The following is a 19,676-nucleotide window of genomic DNA, read 5'->3' as shown; positions in this document are numbered from 1 at the left end:
AGCATTCTACGACGATCAGAATGCGCCGGTATGGATAAAAACACCACACAACAACTTAAAAAGCTACGCAAACAACTGCGTGAAGCGCAAGAAAATCAGCGCTACAAGCCTGTCATTCGCGAAAAGCCTGCTGAGCCTGACCATCACGCCCTGTTTTTAGCGGCAATGAAAGATGTTGCGCCACTCAAGAATTCAGAAAAAATCAGCCACATTCCGCCCGCACCAAGCCCATGGCCGAAAGGCTTGTACGTGGAAAGCCCCGTCTTAAATGACTCCATGAGCGATTTTTGGCCTTGGGATGAGCTGGAAGCAGGCGAACAATTGATGCATATGAAGCCAGGTCAAAAGCTCGACACACTACGTAAACTTAAGCGTGGCGACTGGCAAGCCGAAGCTGAGCTCGATTTGCATGGTGAAAACATCGATTCGGCTCGGACGCAAGTTGCGCAATTCTTGTATCACTGCCAACAAAGGCAATTTCGGTGCGTACGGATCATTCACGGCAAAGGACTTAGCTCTGCATCCGGTATTCCCGTGTTAAAACTCAAGTTAAAAAACTGGCTAGCCCAAATGCCGGAAGTTTTAGCTTTTGCGCAAGCCAACCCATTTCAAGGCTGCGCTGGCGCAGTCTTGGTTCTTGTTAAGTCGGCGAAATAATGAAACTCTCACTTTCAAATCCCAAGCTCGTCTTGCCTTGCCTGTTTTGGTCTTGGACTGTAGCCATTTGGATTGGCTCATTGATGCCCATGAGCGGGCCCAGCATTGAAAATGGCGACAAGATCCAGCATTTTATTGGCTACGGTGTGCTGGCCTTGCTGGCGCAATTGATCTGGCGCCAACCGAGCAAAGTCTGGCTTGGTGCGGCACTAATGGGGATTACTGTCGAATTTGCGCAAGCGCTCACCCCATATCGCAGTTTTGATACGCACGACATGATCGCCAATGGCGTTGGAGCACTGGGCGGCGTTCTTTTGGCCAGCGCGTGGTTAAAGCGGAAGTAACTCCCTCGAAAAAAACGAACGTATCTAGCTAAAATCCAATATTATCATTACCTAGAAGAACATACCCATGATAGACAGCATCAATCAAAACTTGCCATTTTTACTTGATCGAGGTCTGTTGCGCGACCTTATTTTAAGCGTCCTGCTGATCGTATTGATGCTGACTTTGCGCGCAGGTATGCGCAAAGCGATCCTGCATCGTGATGATTTCAGCCTTGAGACCAAGCGCCGCTGGCTGGTCACGCTGCGCAACGTCATACTGGGTTTGACCGTACTGGGTGCGATATTAATTTGGGGGCAGGAAATCCAAACTTTTGCCGTTTCTTTAGTCGCCGTTGCCGCTGCTTTTGTATTAGCAACTAAAGAGGTCATTCTCTGCATGCTGGGCTCGGTCTACCGCACAAGCAGCCGACTTTATGAGCTAGGCGATCGGATTGAAATAGCCGGAATTAAAGGTCAAGTCATTGATGTGAATTTGATTTCAACCACATTGATTGAATCGAGCCGTGCCGAAAACCACAAGGGCACAGTGGGTCGCGGGATCAAAATTCCGAACTCAATGCTGTTCACCAATCCAGTTTACAACGAAACCATGATGGGGCATTTTGCCATTCAAACCATTCATATCCATATTGAGCGCAGCGCCGACTGGGAGATGGCCGAAACTATTTTACTTGAATGCGGACGCAATACCATTGCCGAATATGCCAAGGACTTGGTAGATCACGCCAAGGAAATCGCCAGTGATTACATTATCGACACACCGCTGCAAGAGCCGCGAGTACGTATCATCTTGGATGATATCGATACGATAGGTCTTCAATTACAACTACCAGCACCGTTGGGTTTGCGGGCAAAAATTGAGCAGCGCATCCTGCGGCAATTTTTGCGCGAGTTCAGCCCGAGCGAATCCGTCTAACAGCAATCGAGTCACTATTCAAACTATCGTAATAAATATGTTGCATAATTGGCAATAGGTTGGCATAATTCGCCTCCTTCATCCGTGTCCCTCCTTTAGAAGCACACGATTACATATAGCCCCGTCATCGCCTCTAACCTTATTCCCGCGTGCTAATTGATAAAGCGGTTGTTCCTGGTTGGCGTCGATGCTGCGCTGGATTGATTCCAGCCCGACCTTACAAGGACAACTTACATGCCGCACACTACTGCGCCTGAATCAACTACGCCTAACGCTTTTGTAGAACTAGGCCTTGCATCACAATTAACAGACATTTTGGCCGCTCAAGGCTTCAATACACCAACACCAATTCAAGCGGCTTCGATCCCAGAATTGTTGGCTGGTAACGACATCATGGCTTCCGCACAAACAGGTACTGGTAAAACAGCCGCCTTCTTGTTGCCTGCATTGCATCGCCTTACCAAAGAAGCAAAACACACCGCACGTGGCCCACGTATCCTCGTTTTGACACCGACTCGCGAACTCGCTGAGCAAGTGTCAAAAGTAGCAACTGATTTGTGCCGCAACATCCCACGCTGCAAAGTAGTGACTGTAGTGGGTGGCGTGCCTTACCCAGTACAAAACAAACTTTTGTCACAACCGTACGAAGTTTTGGTGGCAACACCCGGTCGCTTGACTGACTTGATGCGCAGTGGCCGTATTGATTTCAAACGCTTGGAAATGCTCGTTCTTGACGAAGCAGATCGTATGCTCGACATGGGCTTTATCGATGAAGTTGAAGCGATTGTTGATGCACTACCAAAAGAGCGTCAAACCGCCCTATTCTCTGCCACTTTGACTGAATCAGTACAACGCTTCGCCGTGCCGATGTTGAAAGCACCGAAATTGGTTGAAATGGCCGCTCAAGCTACAATGCAAGCGCAAATCGACCAATCAGTACATTACGCTGATGGTTACGAGCACAAACAAAAATTGACCGCAGCTTTCCTGAAGAAAAACGAAGGCAATCAAGCCATTGTCTTCACTGCAACTAAAATCAGCGCTGACGAATTGGCTGAATGGTTAAAAATGGAAGGCTTTAAAGCCGCGGCAATGCACGGAGACTTGGCACAACGTGACCGTCGTCGTACTTTAGATCGTTTGCGTAAATGCGATATCGACGTTTTGGTTGCAACTGACGTTGCCGCTCGTGGTATTGACGTTGCCGGTATTACTTTAGTATTGAACTTTGACTTGCCACGCTTCTGCGAAGATTACATTCACCGCATCGGCCGTACTGGCCGTGCCGGTCGCACTGGCGAAGCCGTGTCACTGGTTACGAAAAACGATTTCACTTTGTTGACGCGTATTCGTCGCCAATACAATTTAGATTTCAGCACGCAAGTTATTGAAGGCTTGGAAGCTCGCTTCCAGCCAGGTCGCGCAGGTAGCGGTGGCGGTCATGACCGTGGTCGTCCAGCAGGCGGTCGTGGTCGTCCAGCAGGCGGCAACGGCGGCGGACGTGGTTACCAAGGCAATCGTGAAGGTGGCGGCTACCAAGGTAATCGTGACCGTGATGCAGGTCGCAGCGAAGGCGTTCACCCACGTGGCGAAGCCGGTTACCAAGGTCACCACCGCCCAAGCGAATCAGCACCACGTGATGGCGGCTACCAAGGTCAACCACGTGAACAACGCTCATTTGGCTCAGGCCAAACTCGTGATCGTGATGGCGGCCGTTCTGGTGGCTACCAAGGCAACCAAGACAATCGTGGCGGTTACGCTGGCAATCGTGAAGGCGGCGCACCACGCACTGGTGGCTACGCGGGCAATCGCGATGGCGCAGCACCACGCACTGGCGGCTACCAAGGCAACCGTGACGCAGCAGCGCCGCGCACTGGCGGCTTCGGTGGCGGCAGTCGTGACGGCGCAGGCAGTCGTGATGGTGGCGGCAATCGCGAAGGCGGTTACGCAGGTCGTGGCGGCGATGGTCAACGTCGCAGCACAGGCGGCGGCTACCAAGGCAAGCCAAGCGGCAACCGTGGCGGCGGACGCTTCGAATAATCACCAACTCGTGATTAGATAAAATAAGGGCAGCCTAGGCTGCCTTTATTTTTTACTAGGTATTTAAATGCAGATATTTAAAGTAAATGGCTGGCTGGCAATACCCTACTATATAGGCAACGCAGGCAAACCATGCCGAGCACGCGCTCGATTACAAGCATCGATAAAGACACCTACCGATGACATCGGCGCAAACTCTTGGCACGGAGACGGTCGCTCCGCGTAAATCCCACAAGAAACCTGCTGACCAACCACCCCAACTAGCGCAATACAGCGCGGCTGGGCATAATCAGTACCACGCAAGCGCATGGTCTGCTGAGTTTCATAATCCGCCAAGCCATCAGGCACCTTACCGCCCTCGCTACACATTTCAGAGCGATCAAACGACACCCGAAAAGCAGCACAGCAAGCACCACAACTTAAACATTCATTTTTCATAACTATTTTTCTCTACATGAAATCAAGCACAATCCGCCACCAAACGACCAGCGATATTCAAGCCATCCTCGACATTCAAGCGGCATGCTACCCCGCAGATTTTATCGAATCCGCGGAAACCTTGCTTTGCAAACAAGCGCTAGCACCCAACACCTCATGGCTGATTGAAACTCAAGGCGAAGTAATGGGTTATTTATTTTGCCACCCATGGCGACACGACACACCACCGCAACTCGGCAAAAAACTCACCCAATTACCTGCCCAGCCCGATCGTTTTTATATTCATGACTTGGCGATCTTACCCGCAGGCAGGGGCAAACAACTCGCAGAACAACTGATTGAACACGCAATCAGCTGGGCTAAACAAGCTCAGCTTGACCGTGTTATGCTGGTCGCCGTCCAAGGCGCGGAAAGCTTTTGGCAAAAACATCACTTTGCTGCAAAGGCATTCCCACGAGTTGAAGGTTATGGCGATGACGCCGTGTGCATGCATCGGGTACTTTAGCCAACATCATCACCTCGCTTGCTATTTTGCCAAGCCCAACGCAAGCAAACTCGCCACTGCCGCAACACCTCAGATGAAGCACTATCAGGCCACAATACGACGGCGAGCTTTTTTTGCTGGCTCTTCAAATGCAACACAATCAACACATCCGTGACAACACTACTGGGCAGCAAGACCATCAACTCGACACGCCCTTGATGGTCATGCACCTCAACTTCGCCCGAATCTTGCATCCGCAAAACACAGACTCGCTCACCGCTTCGCCAATACATAACAAACGAAATCGCCAGTATTGGCAGCAAAGCAAATCCAATCAATGCTTGCATGACAATACATGCAAATACTGCCAATAAAAAAACAAACAACAAAAAACCCCGACGCCATAAAGACGCGGGGTTAATTGTTAATGACGGCGGCAACATCAATCAGCCAACTGAATACTGCCATTCACATTCACCTGCAGGCGACTTTCACCGCCCTCAATCGGCGCCGGCGCTGAACCCGAATCCATCATGACAGCATTTTTCATCATCATGGAGCGCATTTCTGGACGAAAAGATGATGTATTCACATTCATACTCATCATTTTCCAGTCACTGGCCGACATGCTCTTTTGAATCACAGCCGCCCGACGCTTAAACTGCGCGATCCCTTCTTCGATCAAACCTTCTTCAGCTTTGCTGCGTAACTCATCTGAAACAGCATATCTCACCTCAGCCAATTGCATAGCCGCGCTAGACACAGACGGTTTCTGCAGCTCACCAATCAGCTTAGAGATTGCAGCAAAGTCTTTTGATGAAACGCGCAACTCACCCCGGCTGCGCCAGCCCTCTTGCTTATTACTTTTAGGTGTATACAAAGGGAAAGTTGAGAAACTCGTTCCACCCGACTGCACCGTTGGGTATTGCTTAAGTTGCTTCAAAGCACCGGCCAAAGCCACATTGATTTTTTCAGCTAAGCGTGCAGGATCGTTATCACTCAACTCAACAAACAAAGTCGCCAAAGCCAAGTCGTTCGCTACTTCGCGAGTCGCTTGCGCCTCAAAATTAACCACGTTGCGAGGCGGCGCAACGTCTGCAGCCCACGCCGCACTGGTCAACAAGGTTGCTAAAACTAAAAAATGACGCATTTCTGAAACCCCATTCCTGTTTGTCACTTGACAACATCATTAAAGGCGCAAATGTACGATGAAGCCAGCACGCCAACCAGCAAACTATTTACCCTAGCCTAAAGGATAAAATTAATGGTAGCCGTGATCGGTCGGCGTGTTGTGAATTTCATCCGATACTGCGTCCATCACGCCAAGATGTATTTCAACATCAAACCAATCCCAGAACATTTTCAAATTGCGCTTTTGCGGCCACAAGGCATCATCGGCCACCCAAGAAGCCAACTCCATCGAAAAAATCTTTTCAGAAATTTCATCGATGTATGCAATCGCATCTTCAGGCTCGGCTGCCTCAGGCACCATCAGCACCGTACAATCAGCACGGATTTCATCCAAGGTGAGAATAACGTCATTACCCGGCAACTGATTAAGCCAATTTAAAAAATCAGCTTTTGGCCGAATAATTGCCGCAGAGCGATCAACAATAAACATAAAAACTCCAAAAATAAAACTCAAGCCAAACTATTTACCAACATCATATTTAAATTACCTTTAAAATAAAGCATTCAAATTACAGAAGTCGATATACCATCGGCATTAATAAAAATCATGTCGCAAGATTCATTCAATCACGACAATTCTAAGCGCAAATTCGTTCGTTGGCGTGCGGCAATTATACCAAAGCACCACATTGAAGCGATCGAAGGCAAAATCATTGAAGCCAATTCTGAAACGCTCATTATGTTATCAGCCACAGCACTAAAGCCCGGTAGTGAAGCACGCTTTATGCTTGAAGTATTTGAATACGACGGCGCAATCAGCAATAAAAACACCCTTGATTTACATGGGAAAATTATTGACAACGCACTAATTGGTCACATCAGTTTATTTCGCCATCAAATTCAATTGCAAACACCCAATTACACGCAATTACAGCTTTTAAAAAAAATAACCGCATAATCAATATCGCGCATCTTATAGCGCGATATTGATTCCACTTTTAGCGGCGACGACGTCGACCTGACGGCTTACCCGTAGGCTTGCTTGGTTCAACAGTCGTCGCGCGAGCACCTTCAGCCCCCGTTTTGACGCCTGTTTTTGCGCGCGAACCACTTGGCGTTCTGGCTCCGCCACTTACAGCGCCACGACCCGCGGGTTTTGCACCCTGGCGTTGACTTCGATTTGCTGCTCCTCTTGCTGACATCGGCTTGCCTACCAACTGTGCATCTTTTGGATCAAGCACCAATACAAAATCAATTTTGCTCGTTTCTAAATCAACGCGAGCGACTTTGACTTTGACGCGGTCAGTCAAGCGATACACTTTGCCGCTATGCTCACCCTTCAGCTCGCGGCGTTTCTCGTCATAATGGAAGTAATCCGTTCCCAACTCTGAAACATGCACCAAACCCTCAACAAAGACCTTGTCGAGCAATACAAACATTCCAAAGCCAGTTACTGCAGAAACAGAACCTTCAAACTCCTCACCCACTTTATCTTGCATAAAGTAGCATTTGAGCCAGTTTTGCACGTCACGACTTGCCTCATCGGCACGGCGCTCCGTCATTGAGCATTGCACGCCCAAGGCCTCCCACTTAGTGGCTGGCTTGTATTTTTTACCCGCCAAAATCGCTTTAATCGAGCGATGCACCAGCAAATCAGGATAACGACGAATTGGCGACGTAAAATGCGCGTAAGCCTCGTAGCTCAAACCAAAATGACCAGCATTATCCGGGCTATACACCGCTTGCGACAAGCTGCGTAGCAACATGGTTTGCAACAACGGCGCATCCAAACGGTCTTTGAACGAGTTGAGTAATTTGGCGTAGTCACTTGCAGTTGGATCTTCTTCACCACCCAAGCTCAAACCTACCGTTTTCAGATATTCACGTAGATTTTTCAACTTCTCTGGCGTTGGACCTTCATGCACGCGATACAAAGCTTGGTGCTCTTTTTTTAGCAAAATATCAGCGGCGCAAACATTGGCCGCCAACATGCATTCTTCGATCAATTTGTGCGCATCATTACGCACAACCGGAACTATTTCGCTAATTTTGCCTTTATCGTCAAAACGCATTTCAGTTTCAGTCGTTTCAAAGTCAATGGCACCACGCTCAGCGCGTGCAGCAGCAAAAGTTTGAAATAAGGCATATAAGGTCTGCAAATCCTTCACTTGAGGGGCATATTCTTGCGCCAATTCACCACTCGGATTTTGCAAAATATCCCATACCTTGGTATAGGTAAAACGCGCCTTGGATAGCATTACCGCAGGATAAAATTTATAACCCTTGATTGCGCCTTTGGCGCTCACCTTCATATCGCAGACCATGCATAGACGTTCGACATCCGGATTCAGTGAGCACAAGCCATTCGAAATCTGCTCTGGCAACATCGGGATAACGCGGCGCGGGAAATAAATCGAATTACCACGCTCAATCGCCGTCAAGTCCAGCGCATCATCGGGGCGTACGTAATGACTCACATCAGCAATCGCCACCACCAAACGCCAACCTTTACCGCTTTTTTCAGCATAAACAGCATCATCAAAGTCTTTTGCTGTTTCGCCATCAATCGTCACCAAAGGCATGTCGCGCAAATCAACCCGCTCGACGCCGTTTTCCGGTTTCCAGTCTAATTTTCTGACTTTTTTTGGCATTTTTTCGGCCAGCTTTTGTGCTTCAGCCGAAAACTCGTGCGGCAAATTATGTTTGCGCAGTGCAATTTCAATTTCCATACCTGGGTCATCGTAATTACCCAGTACTTCAGTCACCCGTGCCACAGGCGGTGTGTAACGTGCTGGCTGAGTCAACATTTCAATCATCACGACTTGGCCTGGCTTAGCTGAGCCGCAATCACCAGCAGCAACTTGAATGTCACGACTAATTCGTTTGTCTTCTGCAGTTACAAAAAACACACCACGCTGAGCGTGCAAACGACCGACTAAGCGGATATTCACATGCTGAAGCACTTCGGCAATCGCGCCTTCAGGGCGGCCGCGACGGTCAAGGCCAATTTTTCGGGCAAGCACACGATCACCGTGCAAGACCTTGTCCATCTCTTTTGGCCCCAGAAACAAATCTGCACTACCATCATCAGGAATGACAAAACCAAATCCATCTGGGTGCCCCTGTATTTTTCCGGAAATTAAATCCACTTTTTCTGGCAAGCACAGCGCGCCAATTCGATTAATCAGTAACTGGCCTTCACGCCCCATTGCTTGCAGACGACGCTCAAATGCGACATCTTCTACCTCTAAAATACCCAATTGTTGGGCCAAATCATGCGCCGTCATCGGCGCACCGCTTTGCTCGATCACTTGCAAAATAAATTCGCGTGATGGCAGCGGGTTTTCATATCGTTGTTGTTCACGTGCCAAATGTGGATCTTGCGTACGCAAGCCTTTCATTTTTTTAGCGCGAGCAGGTTTCTTCGCTGGAGATTTCTCGTTTTGAAATTGATCCAAAGCAACCGTTTTTTTCATATTTTTTATTGACACCCTATCGAGGTTTGAATATTATTGCGCCCTCGCATTAAAGGCGCTGTATCATTGTAGCGCAGTTAAAGAGCCCAGGTGGCGGAATTGGTAGACGCACTAGGTTCAGGTCCTAGCGCCCGCAAGGGTGTGGAAGTTCGAGTCTTCTCTTGGGCACCAACTCTTTAACTTTTAGACTGTAGCAGAATTGCCCAGGTGGCGGAATTGGTAGACGCACTAGGTTCAGGTCCTAGCGCCCGCAAGGGTGTGGAAGTTCGAGTCTTCTCTTGGGCACCAAATTGACTCAGTCAGACATAAACCCCATACAACGTTAAGTTGCTGGGGTTTTTTGTTGCCAAAAATATTTAATTCTTTTACTTACCTCCACCATAGAGGCTTTATTGCACCACAAGGAATTACCCCACTGCGCCTTGCGAATTAAGGCATGCAAAATCACCACGCACGCAACAAGCACATATTGAATGGCAAGAGAAAACAGAACTACCGGATCACAAAAAACAGCGTTAGACCGCAATGAGATACAGGCTCGGCCACCGTTCTTAACGAGAAATTGTGCAAATAATCAGACAGCCCAAATTTAAACACCGCGTGTCAACTTTGTTAATTGGTGGCCTTGCTTTTGGTTTGATGCGCTATTTAGCGAGACTAGACGGCGCACTACCGTCAGTGGTTCAGGACTTAAACAGCTGTTGCAAGTCTTGACTAAGACTGTGATGAGTACCTGCATCAATCATGCCATTGAGTCGGTCGATAAAACCACTAGCAATAGTAATTAACGCGTTTCGTTCCTTGCTTTCGATTGAGTCCGACGCCTTAATGTATTTCACAATTGCGTGACTAGCGGAGAGCATCAAACGGTTATTGCAAGTACTTTGTGCATTGGGTAGCAGTATATCAATTGCCTCTATGAACTCGGACTTAAGCATGCACTGAACACCAGTGTTGTTTAAATCGCTAATCTCTTGCCCAACCTGCTGAATATAGTCCCTCCAAGTTGGGCGCATAGTCGCCGCACTCTCCAACAAACCTGAAACATGGCGCGTAGTAATAAAGCGCTGCGCGATATGCTTCAGCCATTTATAGGGTGCTGCTTCGCCGCTGGGCTCTTCACCCTCTACAGTGGCTGGGCAGACTAAATCTGCGGCCATAATAAAACTAGTCGCCATTTCTTGGGTCATTTCGGCATGACTAAAATAGACCTCAATTTCGTTGAGTAATTGAGGCTTTCCTTCGTAAATGGCTGATGCAATTAAATCAATTACTTTATTTTTTATGGTGCCGTCTTTACGGGCAATGTCCTTAACTAAGCGAAGATACTTTTCAGAGTCTGATGAGTTGTTCTCTCTTCGGGCAGCAAGCGCAAGTTGCAGCACCGTATCGGCACTAAGCGCAGAGGAGTTGCCACCGCATTTAACGGCTTGCTCCAACAAGGATTTTGCTTTGGCTGAGTCGCCAAGCATATTGGCCAGATTGCCTGCTTTTTGTAAGCGGCTCACATTATTGGGAGTCATTGCGAGGCACTTTTCAAACACTGCCATCGCCTGATCAAGCCTACCGTCAGCCATATACATCGAGGCGAGTTCTTCGTAGGCATCCACATACTGGGCGTGTTCTACAATTGCCGCTTGTAGCGTGCTTTCGGCTTGGTTTTTTTTACCTAGACGTATCAGCGCCTTAGCCATTCCTAGCTTGGCCCAGGGGATCATACGTTGGGAGAGTATTTCTTCAAATAACATTCTTGCTTGTTCTAGCTGCCCCGCTTCAAGCAAGAGACTACTGAGTAAACGCATCAAATCGCCGCGAAAGCCTTCGGCCTTTGGAATTAAAGCTCGGGCTTCTGCAATTGCACCCTGGATATCGTCCTCATTGATTTTGTCGTAGATAGGCTTTAGAAAACGCTTTCGCCTCCAGGCTAGCGTGAGTCGTTGAGTTAAAAGTGCACTGGTAAAAGGTTTAATTAGATAATCATCAGGGCCAATTTCAGCGACTGCTACGACTTTTTCGTATGCAGCTTCGGCGGTAATCATGATCCAGATGGTGTAAAGCGGCAACTCTCCACTTTGCCGAAGCTCCTCTAGAAGCTCTTGCCCGTTCATGCCTTCGCCAAAATGATAGTCGCACAAAACCACGTCGTACTGCGCATTGCGTAAACGACGACGAGTTTCGCCAATGCTGCTAGCTGCATCAACACGGTTGATCCCGCATTGCGCTAAGGTCATCCGTAAAGATTGCCTGACGGTTGGGGCGTCATCAGCGATCAGTACGTGTGCTTGTGATAATTCTTCTGCCATGAATGGCCTTGTTGTTTAATGTCGTCATTAAATATCGACTATTTCTAGCCAAGCTCAAGTGCAAATCGTAAGAATGGGGGAACTTCACTGTTGTAGCAATGCTATTAATACTAAAATGAGCAAACCCGCACCCAAGAAATAAAACAAACCACTACCAAGCTAGGTAGAAAAGCGATTTCCATTACGCGCAGACCCAATATTGTGTGACCATCAAATACCTATCTGTATAAGTGCGTACATCGATCCAAACAACTTGGCACACCAGCACCCGCGAAGTAGATACAGCTAAGTGAGACTTAACACTACAGCCTATTTGCCCAGTCACTATTGCTCAACGCATCACATGCCTAAAACCACCATTTATTGCCAAGTTAGTTTTATCGGCTAGAGTAACTGGTGAAGCAGGCACTTTGGTGAGGGCTCTTGTTAGCAAGGCCTCAGCCCATCCGATGATAAAAAAAAGCGCGGGCATTGGCTGCTCACCTAAGTAGACCGTGCCCAGCGAAATAAATACCATGACAATAATGCTAGCAAAAGTAAATGCTAAAGAGTTGGGGGACGCTGGCTCGCGCAAACCTTTAATGACTAACCGAACCACCATCCAAGCCATCAGCAATACTAAAAAAGCCAAAGCAATAATGCCGTGCATTAAAGCGAGGAGTAAATAATAGTTGTCAATCGACTCCATCCCCCCCACTTTGGGCCAGGTATTGCGCCCCCAGCCGATGGCTGCGTGATCTAAAGCAATCGCTTCATATTTTTGCATTAATTCTTTTCGATACAACGCCGATTCTTGCGACATGGTCATCACAGTACCGGGCTTGATATCAAGATAAGAATCTAAAATCGCCTGGCCAATCAGCCCCCCCACGACAAAAACACACAGCACTAGCTTGAGGCGTTTTCCACGTTCTTTTCCACGCGACACCCACATCATGACTCCGCCTGCCACGCCACCAAGCCAGGGACCGCGGGCTATGGTCATGATAATCCCGAGCAACAACAAGCCATTAACCCAATTTGATGTTTTTCCTGGAAGAGGAATACGCAGCACTAGCGTCTCCCAACATTTTCCCCACTCGAGCCACCGCGCCAGTCGCCAAGCCATCGCCAGCATAATTCCAGCCAAGATGGCATGAGAAAACGGGCCTGCAATTCGAGCGACGCCATAGCGAAACGTTGTTACCCAGCCAGTGCCTTGTCCAGGAAAAAAGGGCTGGAGAACTACACTCCATGGATTCAATCCAAACCGAAATTGATAGATACTCACAGCAGAAACAATAACGCAGCAGACTACAAAAACGCGAGCCGTCGCAACATCATCAATTGGGGTCTCCAAACACAGACGAGCAGCAAAATACGGCGCCAAAACTGAAGTGAGCATGGCAAACATTAAATTTTGCGCCTCAGCGTAGCCTGCATTGCTGTACTCCGAGTACGCCACAAAAAAAGCAAACCCAAAAACCAAACCATCGGTGATGGATGGACGCCAATATTTAAACTTGGACACCATGATCGCCACAAAAATCGGCAATATAGCAGCTTGATTAAAACTAGGATCTGGCAGGCCAGGGGTCATTGCCCTATATGAATCGGGTAACAGCAGTAAAATCGGTAAATAAGCGCGAATAAGTGCGTGTTTTGCGCTGTGTTGCCACACTAATATAGTGGTCACGAGTAAGGCGAGATAAACCACATATTGCATCTAATGCCTTCCTATTTTGCGACCAACAGACTTTCTGCTGGAACTTGAACGCTAGCCAACCCTTGACGGCAAGCGCTTTGTCCTTTTAATTCAGTGACCTTTTCTTGTTCACCCTCGTTATCACCCGACTGGCGGCCATCCAACATACGCCACTGCATTACAACACGACAAGGAAACTGCACCGAGTGCGACTGTGTTGTAGCATTAACAATAGCAACACGTGTAGGTGACTGGGGAGTATCAGAAAACCCCAAAACGACAAATTGGCTACACACCTCTGCATCTCCCTGACATTGATACCGCCAAGGCTGGCCACCAGCCACATCATTAAGCATGGCAAGCGCCATGCCAGTCGGGCGAAAACGTTGAGCCACCGACAAATCTCGGCTAATACCAAACAAAGCCACATCGCCTAGGCCATCATTTAATTTAAAGCTAAATCCCGCCAAACTGTACACGGCCTGCTCTCTGACCCCTACCAGGGTTGCATCCAACAAATGTCTTGCCAAAGCCACACCGGATATCGATGTGGTCAATACTTGGTTGCGCTCTTTTGCAGAAGCATTACCCAGTGTTGAATGAAAGTTGACCTCATAGATAGCTAATTTTTTTCCTGAAGCCACGGTCCGCTGCTGTTGTTTATTGAGTACATCGCTCTGACTTTGCAATGCTTTACGGCGATTAACTTGCAACGAATCTTTCGCTTGTACCTCGTAAAAGAAATAGGGCGCAACGGCGACTCGGTCAGCTTGGGTCGAAGCTAGAATTGGGCCCGGACTATCCGGCCATAAAAAAGGTGCATTCACCACCGTAATCAAACTTCGCCCTGCGCCAAACCCACGTTTGGCGGCAGCAAAAGCACGATCTGCAGCTTCACGATGCTGGTTTACATTAGTTAAGCCTGCCGGGCGAAATATGGCATTCCAATTTTCGTTGCCAAATTCCAGTACCACCTCCGTTAATTTCTGTTGATCCGCTGCAACTCTTAACATCCGCCCAAACTCCTGCCACTCAGCAGCCGACCATGTAGGTGAACCAATCACCCAAGGCGAAGCTTGTACTTGAGCACATAAAGCAAACAACTCGGGAATACTGTAGGCAAAAAAACTCTCACTATCCCCAACGCGATAACGAATGGGCTGCCGCACAAGCTCGCTGGCAAAGCGATTTAGTACCCGGTCCCCTAACTGGCCTTGCCAATCGCGAAGATATCCGGGCTTAAGCGCCTTTAAGCTCTCTACCACTGCTCGGCGAAAACCGCCGACCTGCGTAGGAGCTTCACCCAAATAAACATCATCCAGCCAAATTTCACCATCACCTTCGCTGCTTAGCGACAAAGACAGTGGCGCCGCTTTGGCAATTAGCGCCTCACTACCCTGCCAAGTTAAATGAATAGTTTGCCAGTCTGGTGTTGGCGTAAATGATTTCGAAACAAATGGTTCAGCACCATCCCGTGCAAAGCGTACGACTAACTTCGCACCAGTACGTGGCATTCTCACGCGAAAACTCAACTGCCACTCGCCAATCACCGGTAACAAACGACCCGCCGAACCACCCAGCGTATCAAAATAGCTAGAAACGCGAGCCGTTTGCGCGCTACTCGACTGCAATCGCAAAGCGTACTGTCCCCCCGATGGTGATGCGGCGGCGACTAAACTTGCGCGACCTTCTGGCCACCATTGGGGTACACCCGCCAATTTTCCCGTTTTCTCAACACTAATCGCATCGCCAATTTGCACACGGTTTAAATCGTCATCGAGCCAAAATAAGCCAGGCCCCGCTGCATTACGCCGATAATCACGAATACGACCTGACTTTCCTGCTTGAGCCCCTGTTAATACTTGGAATTGCCCACCAATCCAAAATCCATCTGGACGTGCAACCCATGCATCTCGGTCGGTAATTTGACGCCCATCCATACGATCGACAATCACCAAAGAGCGATCTAATAAGGGCTCAAAACCAGGGTTTCTCACAATATTGGCTCGCAATTGCTCAGCCCCCCAATACGATGGACCACCTAAATTCAGACCAAATCGAGGCAGCGATTCATTTGATAAGGGTTGATATGGCTTTAAACTCAAAGTAGCAGCCAAGCTCATATTTGCGACAAAAATTAGACTCAGCCAAAAGCGCCACATCATATTCACCTAGGCGTGATGCGTACTTGGGTTGAGTTCGAGTGGCGACTGAAGAGATTCAGACAACTCAGCATACATTTGCTCTGCAGCATCAAACTTATCTGACCATGTAAAACCCAATGCATGTGGCTGATGTAAACGCTCGGCACCTCGCAACCCCATTTCAAGCCAACACTGGGGCGACTGATAGCAATCTCGCAATGCAATATACAGCTGCTCAATCAAGGCGCTCGGCGCATCTGCGTCGAGCAAAGTCCCGACATCAGGGGTTACTAGCTCCGCGGGGCCTCCAAAATTAAATGCAATTACGGGTCGCGCCGAGGCCATCGCCTCGAGTAACACAGCCCCCCCTGACTCACGAACGGAAGGCAGACAAAAAACATGACACGCCTGCATTAATGTAGGCACTTCAGCCAAAGCGACATTCCCTAAAAATTGGCAGTGGGCCTCAACATGCAAATCAGCAGCCTGCGCTTTGAAATCGGCGAGCTTACCGCCGTCTCCCGCCAACGTTAATTCAACAGGAATGCCATCTTGCTGAATTAATCTTGCCACTGCTTGCAATAAAAACCCAACCCCCTTCACTGCCAACATCCGCCCTACAAATAAAATTTTTAATGGATTATTTGCATTGGCTGGCGCGGGATAAGGCGTTGGCACAAATCGACTCGGGTCAATGCCATTTTCAAGCAACATGCGGCTTTGTGTTTGCTGCGCCAAAGGTAACGCCTTGCGTGTCGCTTGGGTTGCCGTCAGCGTAATTCGTAATGGACTATGCCGCTCAAGCCATGCTGACCACCACTGCCCGAGGCGACGCCCGTGATTTAGCCATTGCGACTCTTGTTGTAAAATACTATCGAATCCCTTCGGATTACCTAGACCGCAATTTAACGGGCCACGCAACAATGGCAATCCCAATTGATCTAAACAGCTCCCCGCAGCAGAACTCACTGGCGTTGGGACATGGACCGCCCCCCAATCTTGACCTTGACGCCGAAGCCGCCGCGCCAAACGTAAAGCTAAACGATCAAATAAAAAATAATCGAGCGAACTTAATAAAAAAATCGCATGTTCCCGCCCAGGAAAGAGCCGACAAGCTAGCCGATACAAAGGCCCAGCCAACCATTCCGTATCGATAAGATGAACATCTGGCCCTGACACGCCCATCGCAGCCAAGGCGGATTGATTTCGCGAATGCGTAATCAAAGTCACAGGGCGACGCAACGACATACCCTGATACCATTCCCAGCCAATTTGCGATACCGAGCCCATATCAGAGCCGCATTGGTAAGCCACCATCAATAACTGACGATTCATGATTTCATCTCCTGTTTGCGATGAGAAATCAGCGGTCGAGCGGGCACACCGCCCACGGTCGAGCCTGCCGCCACATCTTGGGTCACGACAGCATTGGCGGCCACTGTAGCACCATCACCAATGCGCACTCCCGCCAAAATCACTGCGCCACGCCCTATCCACACCTCACTCCCAATTTCAATCGGCGCAGCACTAAACCCTGACTCACGAATCGGCTCACCTTGGACGCGGCAATGGTTGGCATCGCGCACACTGCAATACTCGCCAATCATACTTCCTACCCCAATTCGTACAGCCTGATGCGCAACAATATGCACGCCACGAGAAATCACTACTGAATCTCCAATTATGATTTGCGCATCGTTTTGCGTTTCAAAATACAACCCTGGATAAAAGAAACCACGCTCCCCGATTGAAACTCGCTGCGTTCCATGCAACTCAACTGCGCCCAAGACAATGCAGCTCGCTGGTAAAGGGATTCGCACCGCCAAGGCCAACCAGCACCAGCCTTGATAGAGACGCTGTGCAGCTTGTAAAAGCATCCCCAGCCAAGGGCGGCAACAATGAAGTAAAAGTAGTTTCATCATCAATCTCCTTGGCTAGTTTTGTACTCAATCAAGGGGGCCGTTTTTTGTTGGCGTAAATCACACCAACAACGCAAAATCCCCCAGCTCACAGGCAGTTGCTCAAACCAACTGTGTACGCCATACAAAAATAGGGAAAGCACATTACGAGAGCGCCAGCGGGCGCGCCATGCGCTGCGCATCATCAAACCAAGCAACACCATAGGCGGCAAAAAAAACAGCGTGCTTTGCAATGTGGCCAATAACAAACTCAAGGTGATTAACACCACAATAATCAATGTCTGCCTCAGGTTATGCCGTACCTCTACTTGCCAAAAAGACTGACTCTGCTGGCTCACCGCTAGATAGGCGTAACCCGCACGCACTGCGCGCTGCCAATACTGCGCAAAATGGGTGATCGCTAAATCATGCCTTGTCATTGCCTGATCAATGTGCAAAATCGTACCTCCATTTTGTCGCAAACGATGACACAACTCTGGCTCTTCTCCGGCCAGCATCCCTGCGTCAAAGCCCCCTACCGCAACTAAAGCTGGACGATAAAAGAGCGCATCGCCACCACAAAACGATGTTTGCCCTGGCCGATAGCACCAATCCAAATCTAGCACACGCACATAAATCGATTGCAAGGGGTTTAACTCACGGCGATGCCCCCAAACGCACACCACATCCGGATCTGATTGCATCGCGGCAAAGGCTTTGCCTAAATAATCGGGCTCTAGCACGGTATCGCCATCTAAGAACAACACCCAGTTAGCCTTACTCGCTTGCCAACCCACATTTCGAGCGGCGGCAGCGCCCCGCTCAAAAGATTGCAACACCAAGGCTCCGGCGCCCTGTGCCGCAACCATGCTTTGGTCTGTTGACCCTGAGTCGACATAGATCAGCTCTAGATTTGGCCAGGCACACGCCGCGATTGATTCAAAGCAACGAACTAAACGCTCGCCCTCATTACGACCAATCACAACGACTGAAATAAGACTGGAATTTGACCTCAATAGGCTAGACATCAAACCGACTCCGATAAATTCAGCAAGCGAGCATAGTCACCAATCCGAGCCTCTGCTGAAAATCGCTCAGTAAGTTGTTGCCGTGCCGCAGCGACGATTGCATTGAGCGTAGCGCAAGGTAGTGCGTTAATTCGACGAATCTGCCTTTGTAAATCGTGTGGATCACTGGCGCGAAAATGAAATCCAGTTACCCCATCCTCAACCAAGGATGCAGCCCCCCCTTGATCAGGCACCAAGACCGGCAAGCCAATTGCCATAGCCTCTAAAATAGCAAGCCCAAACGGCTCACACGGGCAGGTATGCACGTAAAGATCACATTCTGTCATGATTTCAGCCGGATACTTCACAAAGCCAAACCAACGAATACGTTCATTCATTGCGCTTAAGCCAACCAGCTCCTGACTCTGCCATCCAGTCCCCATCACCAACAAATGCGGCATATCCAAACTGCCCGGCAAGCGCCAAGCTTCAATCGCAACGCCGACTTCCTTGATCGGATCAATCCGGCTGACCAATGCCACATGACGAATCCCTGGGTGCTGAAAGGGAGTGCGCTGAGGTAGATTACCGATTAGAAAATTCTCGATTACATTAACGCCTTGCGCCGAACAATGATGGGCAAGCAATCGCTCTCGAACAAATTCGGAAACCGCAACCAAAGGCAAGCCAAGATGTTGCAGCCAATGTTTGCGCGCATAACTAAGACGCTCATCGGTGCCGCCATGAACAATGTGCAACTGTGGTAAGTCGATGCCACGCAATTTACTCAGTAGCAAAGCAATAAGCGATTGGGTCACAGCGGTCGTAAACAAGACATTCCCTTTTTCACTTAGGTAAGGCCATAACACGCGTACCAATGACCACTTATTGTGAAAAACATGACTTTGCATGCCCTGCCGTTTTGCTTCTTGATGCACAGGTCCATCAGGCGCGAACAAGACGGGTATACCGCTGTTAGCTAACTGTTTCAAAGTCGCCATGGCCATACGTTCAGTACCGTAGAGTTGGCCACTATGTAGAATATAAAGAAGATGGCGCATGATCTGACTCCGACAAGAAGAATTAACTCTATTATCAGCAGCGCAATCGACCCAATGATGGCCAAATTGCAAATTCAAATCACGATAATG

18 protein-coding genes and 2 tRNA genes are annotated in these 19,676 nt (G+C 48.9%); 8 read left to right on the top strand and 12 right to left on the bottom strand.

The features are described 5' to 3' along the window. Window positions 1-30: 30 nt before the first annotated feature. From K4H28_RS06100 to K4H28_RS06085, 4 genes are all read left to right on the top strand, one after another. Window positions 31-657: a Smr/MutS family protein gene (locus K4H28_RS06100; protein WP_221007485.1), complete on the top strand. Its 627-nt coding sequence runs from the start codon at window positions 31-33 to the stop codon at window positions 655-657. Then, complete coding sequence (locus tag K4H28_RS06095) at window positions 657-1,001, top strand: VanZ family protein (RefSeq protein ID WP_221007484.1); 345 nt, start codon at window positions 657-659, stop codon at window positions 999-1,001. Before K4H28_RS06100 ends, K4H28_RS06095 begins: the two co-directional genes overlap by 1 nt. A gap of 67 nt (window positions 1,002-1,068) precedes the next feature. Further along, on the top strand, window positions 1,069-1,920 hold the full coding sequence (locus K4H28_RS06090; protein WP_221007483.1) for a mechanosensitive ion channel domain-containing protein: 852 nt from the start codon (window positions 1,069-1,071) through the stop codon (window positions 1,918-1,920). Window positions 1,921-2,154: 234 nt separating this feature from the next. Then, complete coding sequence (locus K4H28_RS06085) at window positions 2,155-3,960, top strand: DEAD/DEAH box helicase (RefSeq protein WP_221007482.1); 1,806 nt, start codon at window positions 2,155-2,157, stop codon at window positions 3,958-3,960. Between the two features lie 108 nt (window positions 3,961-4,068). Here the strand turns inward: K4H28_RS06085 and K4H28_RS06080 are convergent, their stop codons facing one another. Continuing rightward, entirely contained in the window at window positions 4,069-4,398 is a 330-nt protein-coding gene (locus tag K4H28_RS06080; protein WP_221007481.1) for a YkgJ family cysteine cluster protein, read from the bottom strand. 16 nt (window positions 4,399-4,414) lie between these two features. On the opposite strand from K4H28_RS06080, the gene K4H28_RS06075 reads away from it, so the two are divergent. Next, window positions 4,415-4,903, top strand: coding sequence for a GNAT family N-acetyltransferase (locus K4H28_RS06075; protein ID WP_221007480.1), 489 nt, complete (start codon window positions 4,415-4,417; stop codon window positions 4,901-4,903). Here the strand turns inward: K4H28_RS06075 and K4H28_RS06070 are convergent. The 3 genes from K4H28_RS06070 to K4H28_RS06060 all read right to left on the bottom strand — a co-directional run bounded on the left by K4H28_RS06070 (window position 4,900) and on the right by K4H28_RS06060 (window position 6,503). After that, on the bottom strand, window positions 4,900-5,325 hold the full coding sequence (locus K4H28_RS06070) for a protein YgfX (protein ID WP_308443477.1): 426 nt from the start codon (window positions 5,323-5,325) through the stop codon (window positions 4,900-4,902). The genes K4H28_RS06075 and K4H28_RS06070 overlap by 4 nt on opposite strands. Next, window positions 5,325-6,032, bottom strand: coding sequence for an SIMPL domain-containing protein (locus K4H28_RS06065; RefSeq protein WP_221007478.1), 708 nt, complete (start codon window positions 6,030-6,032; stop codon window positions 5,325-5,327). Before K4H28_RS06065 ends, K4H28_RS06070 begins: the two co-directional genes overlap by 1 nt. Window positions 6,033-6,143: 111 nt before the next feature. Further along, a complete protein-coding gene (locus K4H28_RS06060; RefSeq protein WP_221007477.1) occupies window positions 6,144-6,503 on the bottom strand; it encodes a hypothetical protein in 360 nt (119 codons plus the stop codon). Window positions 6,504-6,620: 117 nt separating this feature from the next. Here K4H28_RS06060 and K4H28_RS06055 point away from each other — a divergent pair, with 117 nt between their 5' ends. Continuing rightward, window positions 6,621-6,971, top strand: coding sequence for a hypothetical protein (locus K4H28_RS06055; RefSeq protein WP_221007476.1), 351 nt, complete (start codon window positions 6,621-6,623; stop codon window positions 6,969-6,971). A gap of 40 nt (window positions 6,972-7,011) precedes the next feature. Here K4H28_RS06055 and rnr read toward each other — a convergent pair whose 3' ends face one another. After that, window positions 7,012-9,414 carry a ribonuclease R gene (gene rnr / locus K4H28_RS06050; RefSeq protein WP_221007969.1) on the bottom strand — a complete coding sequence of 801 codons (2,403 nt, stop codon included), beginning with the start codon at window positions 9,412-9,414 and terminating at the stop codon, window positions 7,012-7,014. A gap of 159 nt (window positions 9,415-9,573) precedes the next feature. Here rnr and K4H28_RS06045 point away from each other — a divergent pair. Together K4H28_RS06045 and K4H28_RS06040 are read left to right on the top strand one after the other, a co-directional pair. Then, a tRNA-Leu gene (locus K4H28_RS06045) sits at window positions 9,574-9,660 on the top strand. Between the two features lie 30 nt (window positions 9,661-9,690). After that, window positions 9,691-9,777, top strand: a tRNA-Leu gene (locus tag K4H28_RS06040). A 395-nt stretch (window positions 9,778-10,172) separates the two neighbouring features. Here the strand turns inward: K4H28_RS06040 and K4H28_RS06035 are convergent. The 7 genes from K4H28_RS06035 to K4H28_RS06005 form a co-directional block, all read right to left on the bottom strand. Beyond that, window positions 10,173-11,792 carry a response regulator gene (locus K4H28_RS06035; protein ID WP_221007475.1) on the bottom strand — a complete coding sequence of 540 codons (1,620 nt, stop codon included), beginning with the start codon at window positions 11,790-11,792 and terminating at the stop codon, window positions 10,173-10,175. Between the two features lie 331 nt (window positions 11,793-12,123). After that, entirely contained in the window at window positions 12,124-13,497 is a 1,374-nt protein-coding gene (locus K4H28_RS06030) for an O-antigen ligase family protein (protein WP_221007474.1), read from the bottom strand. An 11-nt stretch (window positions 13,498-13,508) separates the two neighbouring features. Continuing rightward, window positions 13,509-15,641 (bottom strand): hypothetical protein, encoded by a 2,133-nt coding sequence (locus K4H28_RS06025; protein ID WP_221007473.1) that lies wholly within the window; start codon window positions 15,639-15,641, stop codon window positions 13,509-13,511. A 6-nt stretch (window positions 15,642-15,647) separates the two neighbouring features. Continuing rightward, the gene (locus K4H28_RS06020; RefSeq protein ID WP_221007472.1) at window positions 15,648-16,955 is read right to left on the bottom strand and encodes a glycosyltransferase; all 1,308 of its coding nucleotides are present in this window, start codon (window positions 16,953-16,955) and stop codon (window positions 15,648-15,650) included. After that, window positions 16,952-17,542 (bottom strand): acyltransferase, encoded by a 591-nt coding sequence (locus tag K4H28_RS16850; protein WP_308443476.1) that lies wholly within the window; start codon window positions 17,540-17,542, stop codon window positions 16,952-16,954. The genes K4H28_RS06020 and K4H28_RS16850 overlap by 4 nt, the downstream gene beginning before the upstream one ends. Continuing rightward, window positions 17,542-18,546, bottom strand: coding sequence for a glycosyltransferase family 2 protein (locus K4H28_RS06010; protein ID WP_221007471.1), 1,005 nt, complete (start codon window positions 18,544-18,546; stop codon window positions 17,542-17,544). The genes K4H28_RS16850 and K4H28_RS06010 overlap by 1 nt, the downstream gene beginning before the upstream one ends. Next, window positions 18,546-19,586 (bottom strand): glycosyltransferase family 4 protein, encoded by a 1,041-nt coding sequence (locus K4H28_RS06005; RefSeq protein ID WP_221007470.1) that lies wholly within the window; start codon window positions 19,584-19,586, stop codon window positions 18,546-18,548. The genes K4H28_RS06010 and K4H28_RS06005 overlap by 1 nt, the downstream gene beginning before the upstream one ends. Between the last annotated feature and the right edge of the window lie 90 nt (window positions 19,587-19,676).

Source organism: Deefgea tanakiae (assembly GCF_019665765.1).
Taxonomy (GTDB): domain Bacteria; phylum Pseudomonadota; class Gammaproteobacteria; order Burkholderiales; family Chitinibacteraceae; genus Deefgea; species Deefgea tanakiae.
Note: the sequence above shows the minus strand (reverse complement) of the source record. Positions and strands in the feature narration are given on the sequence as shown.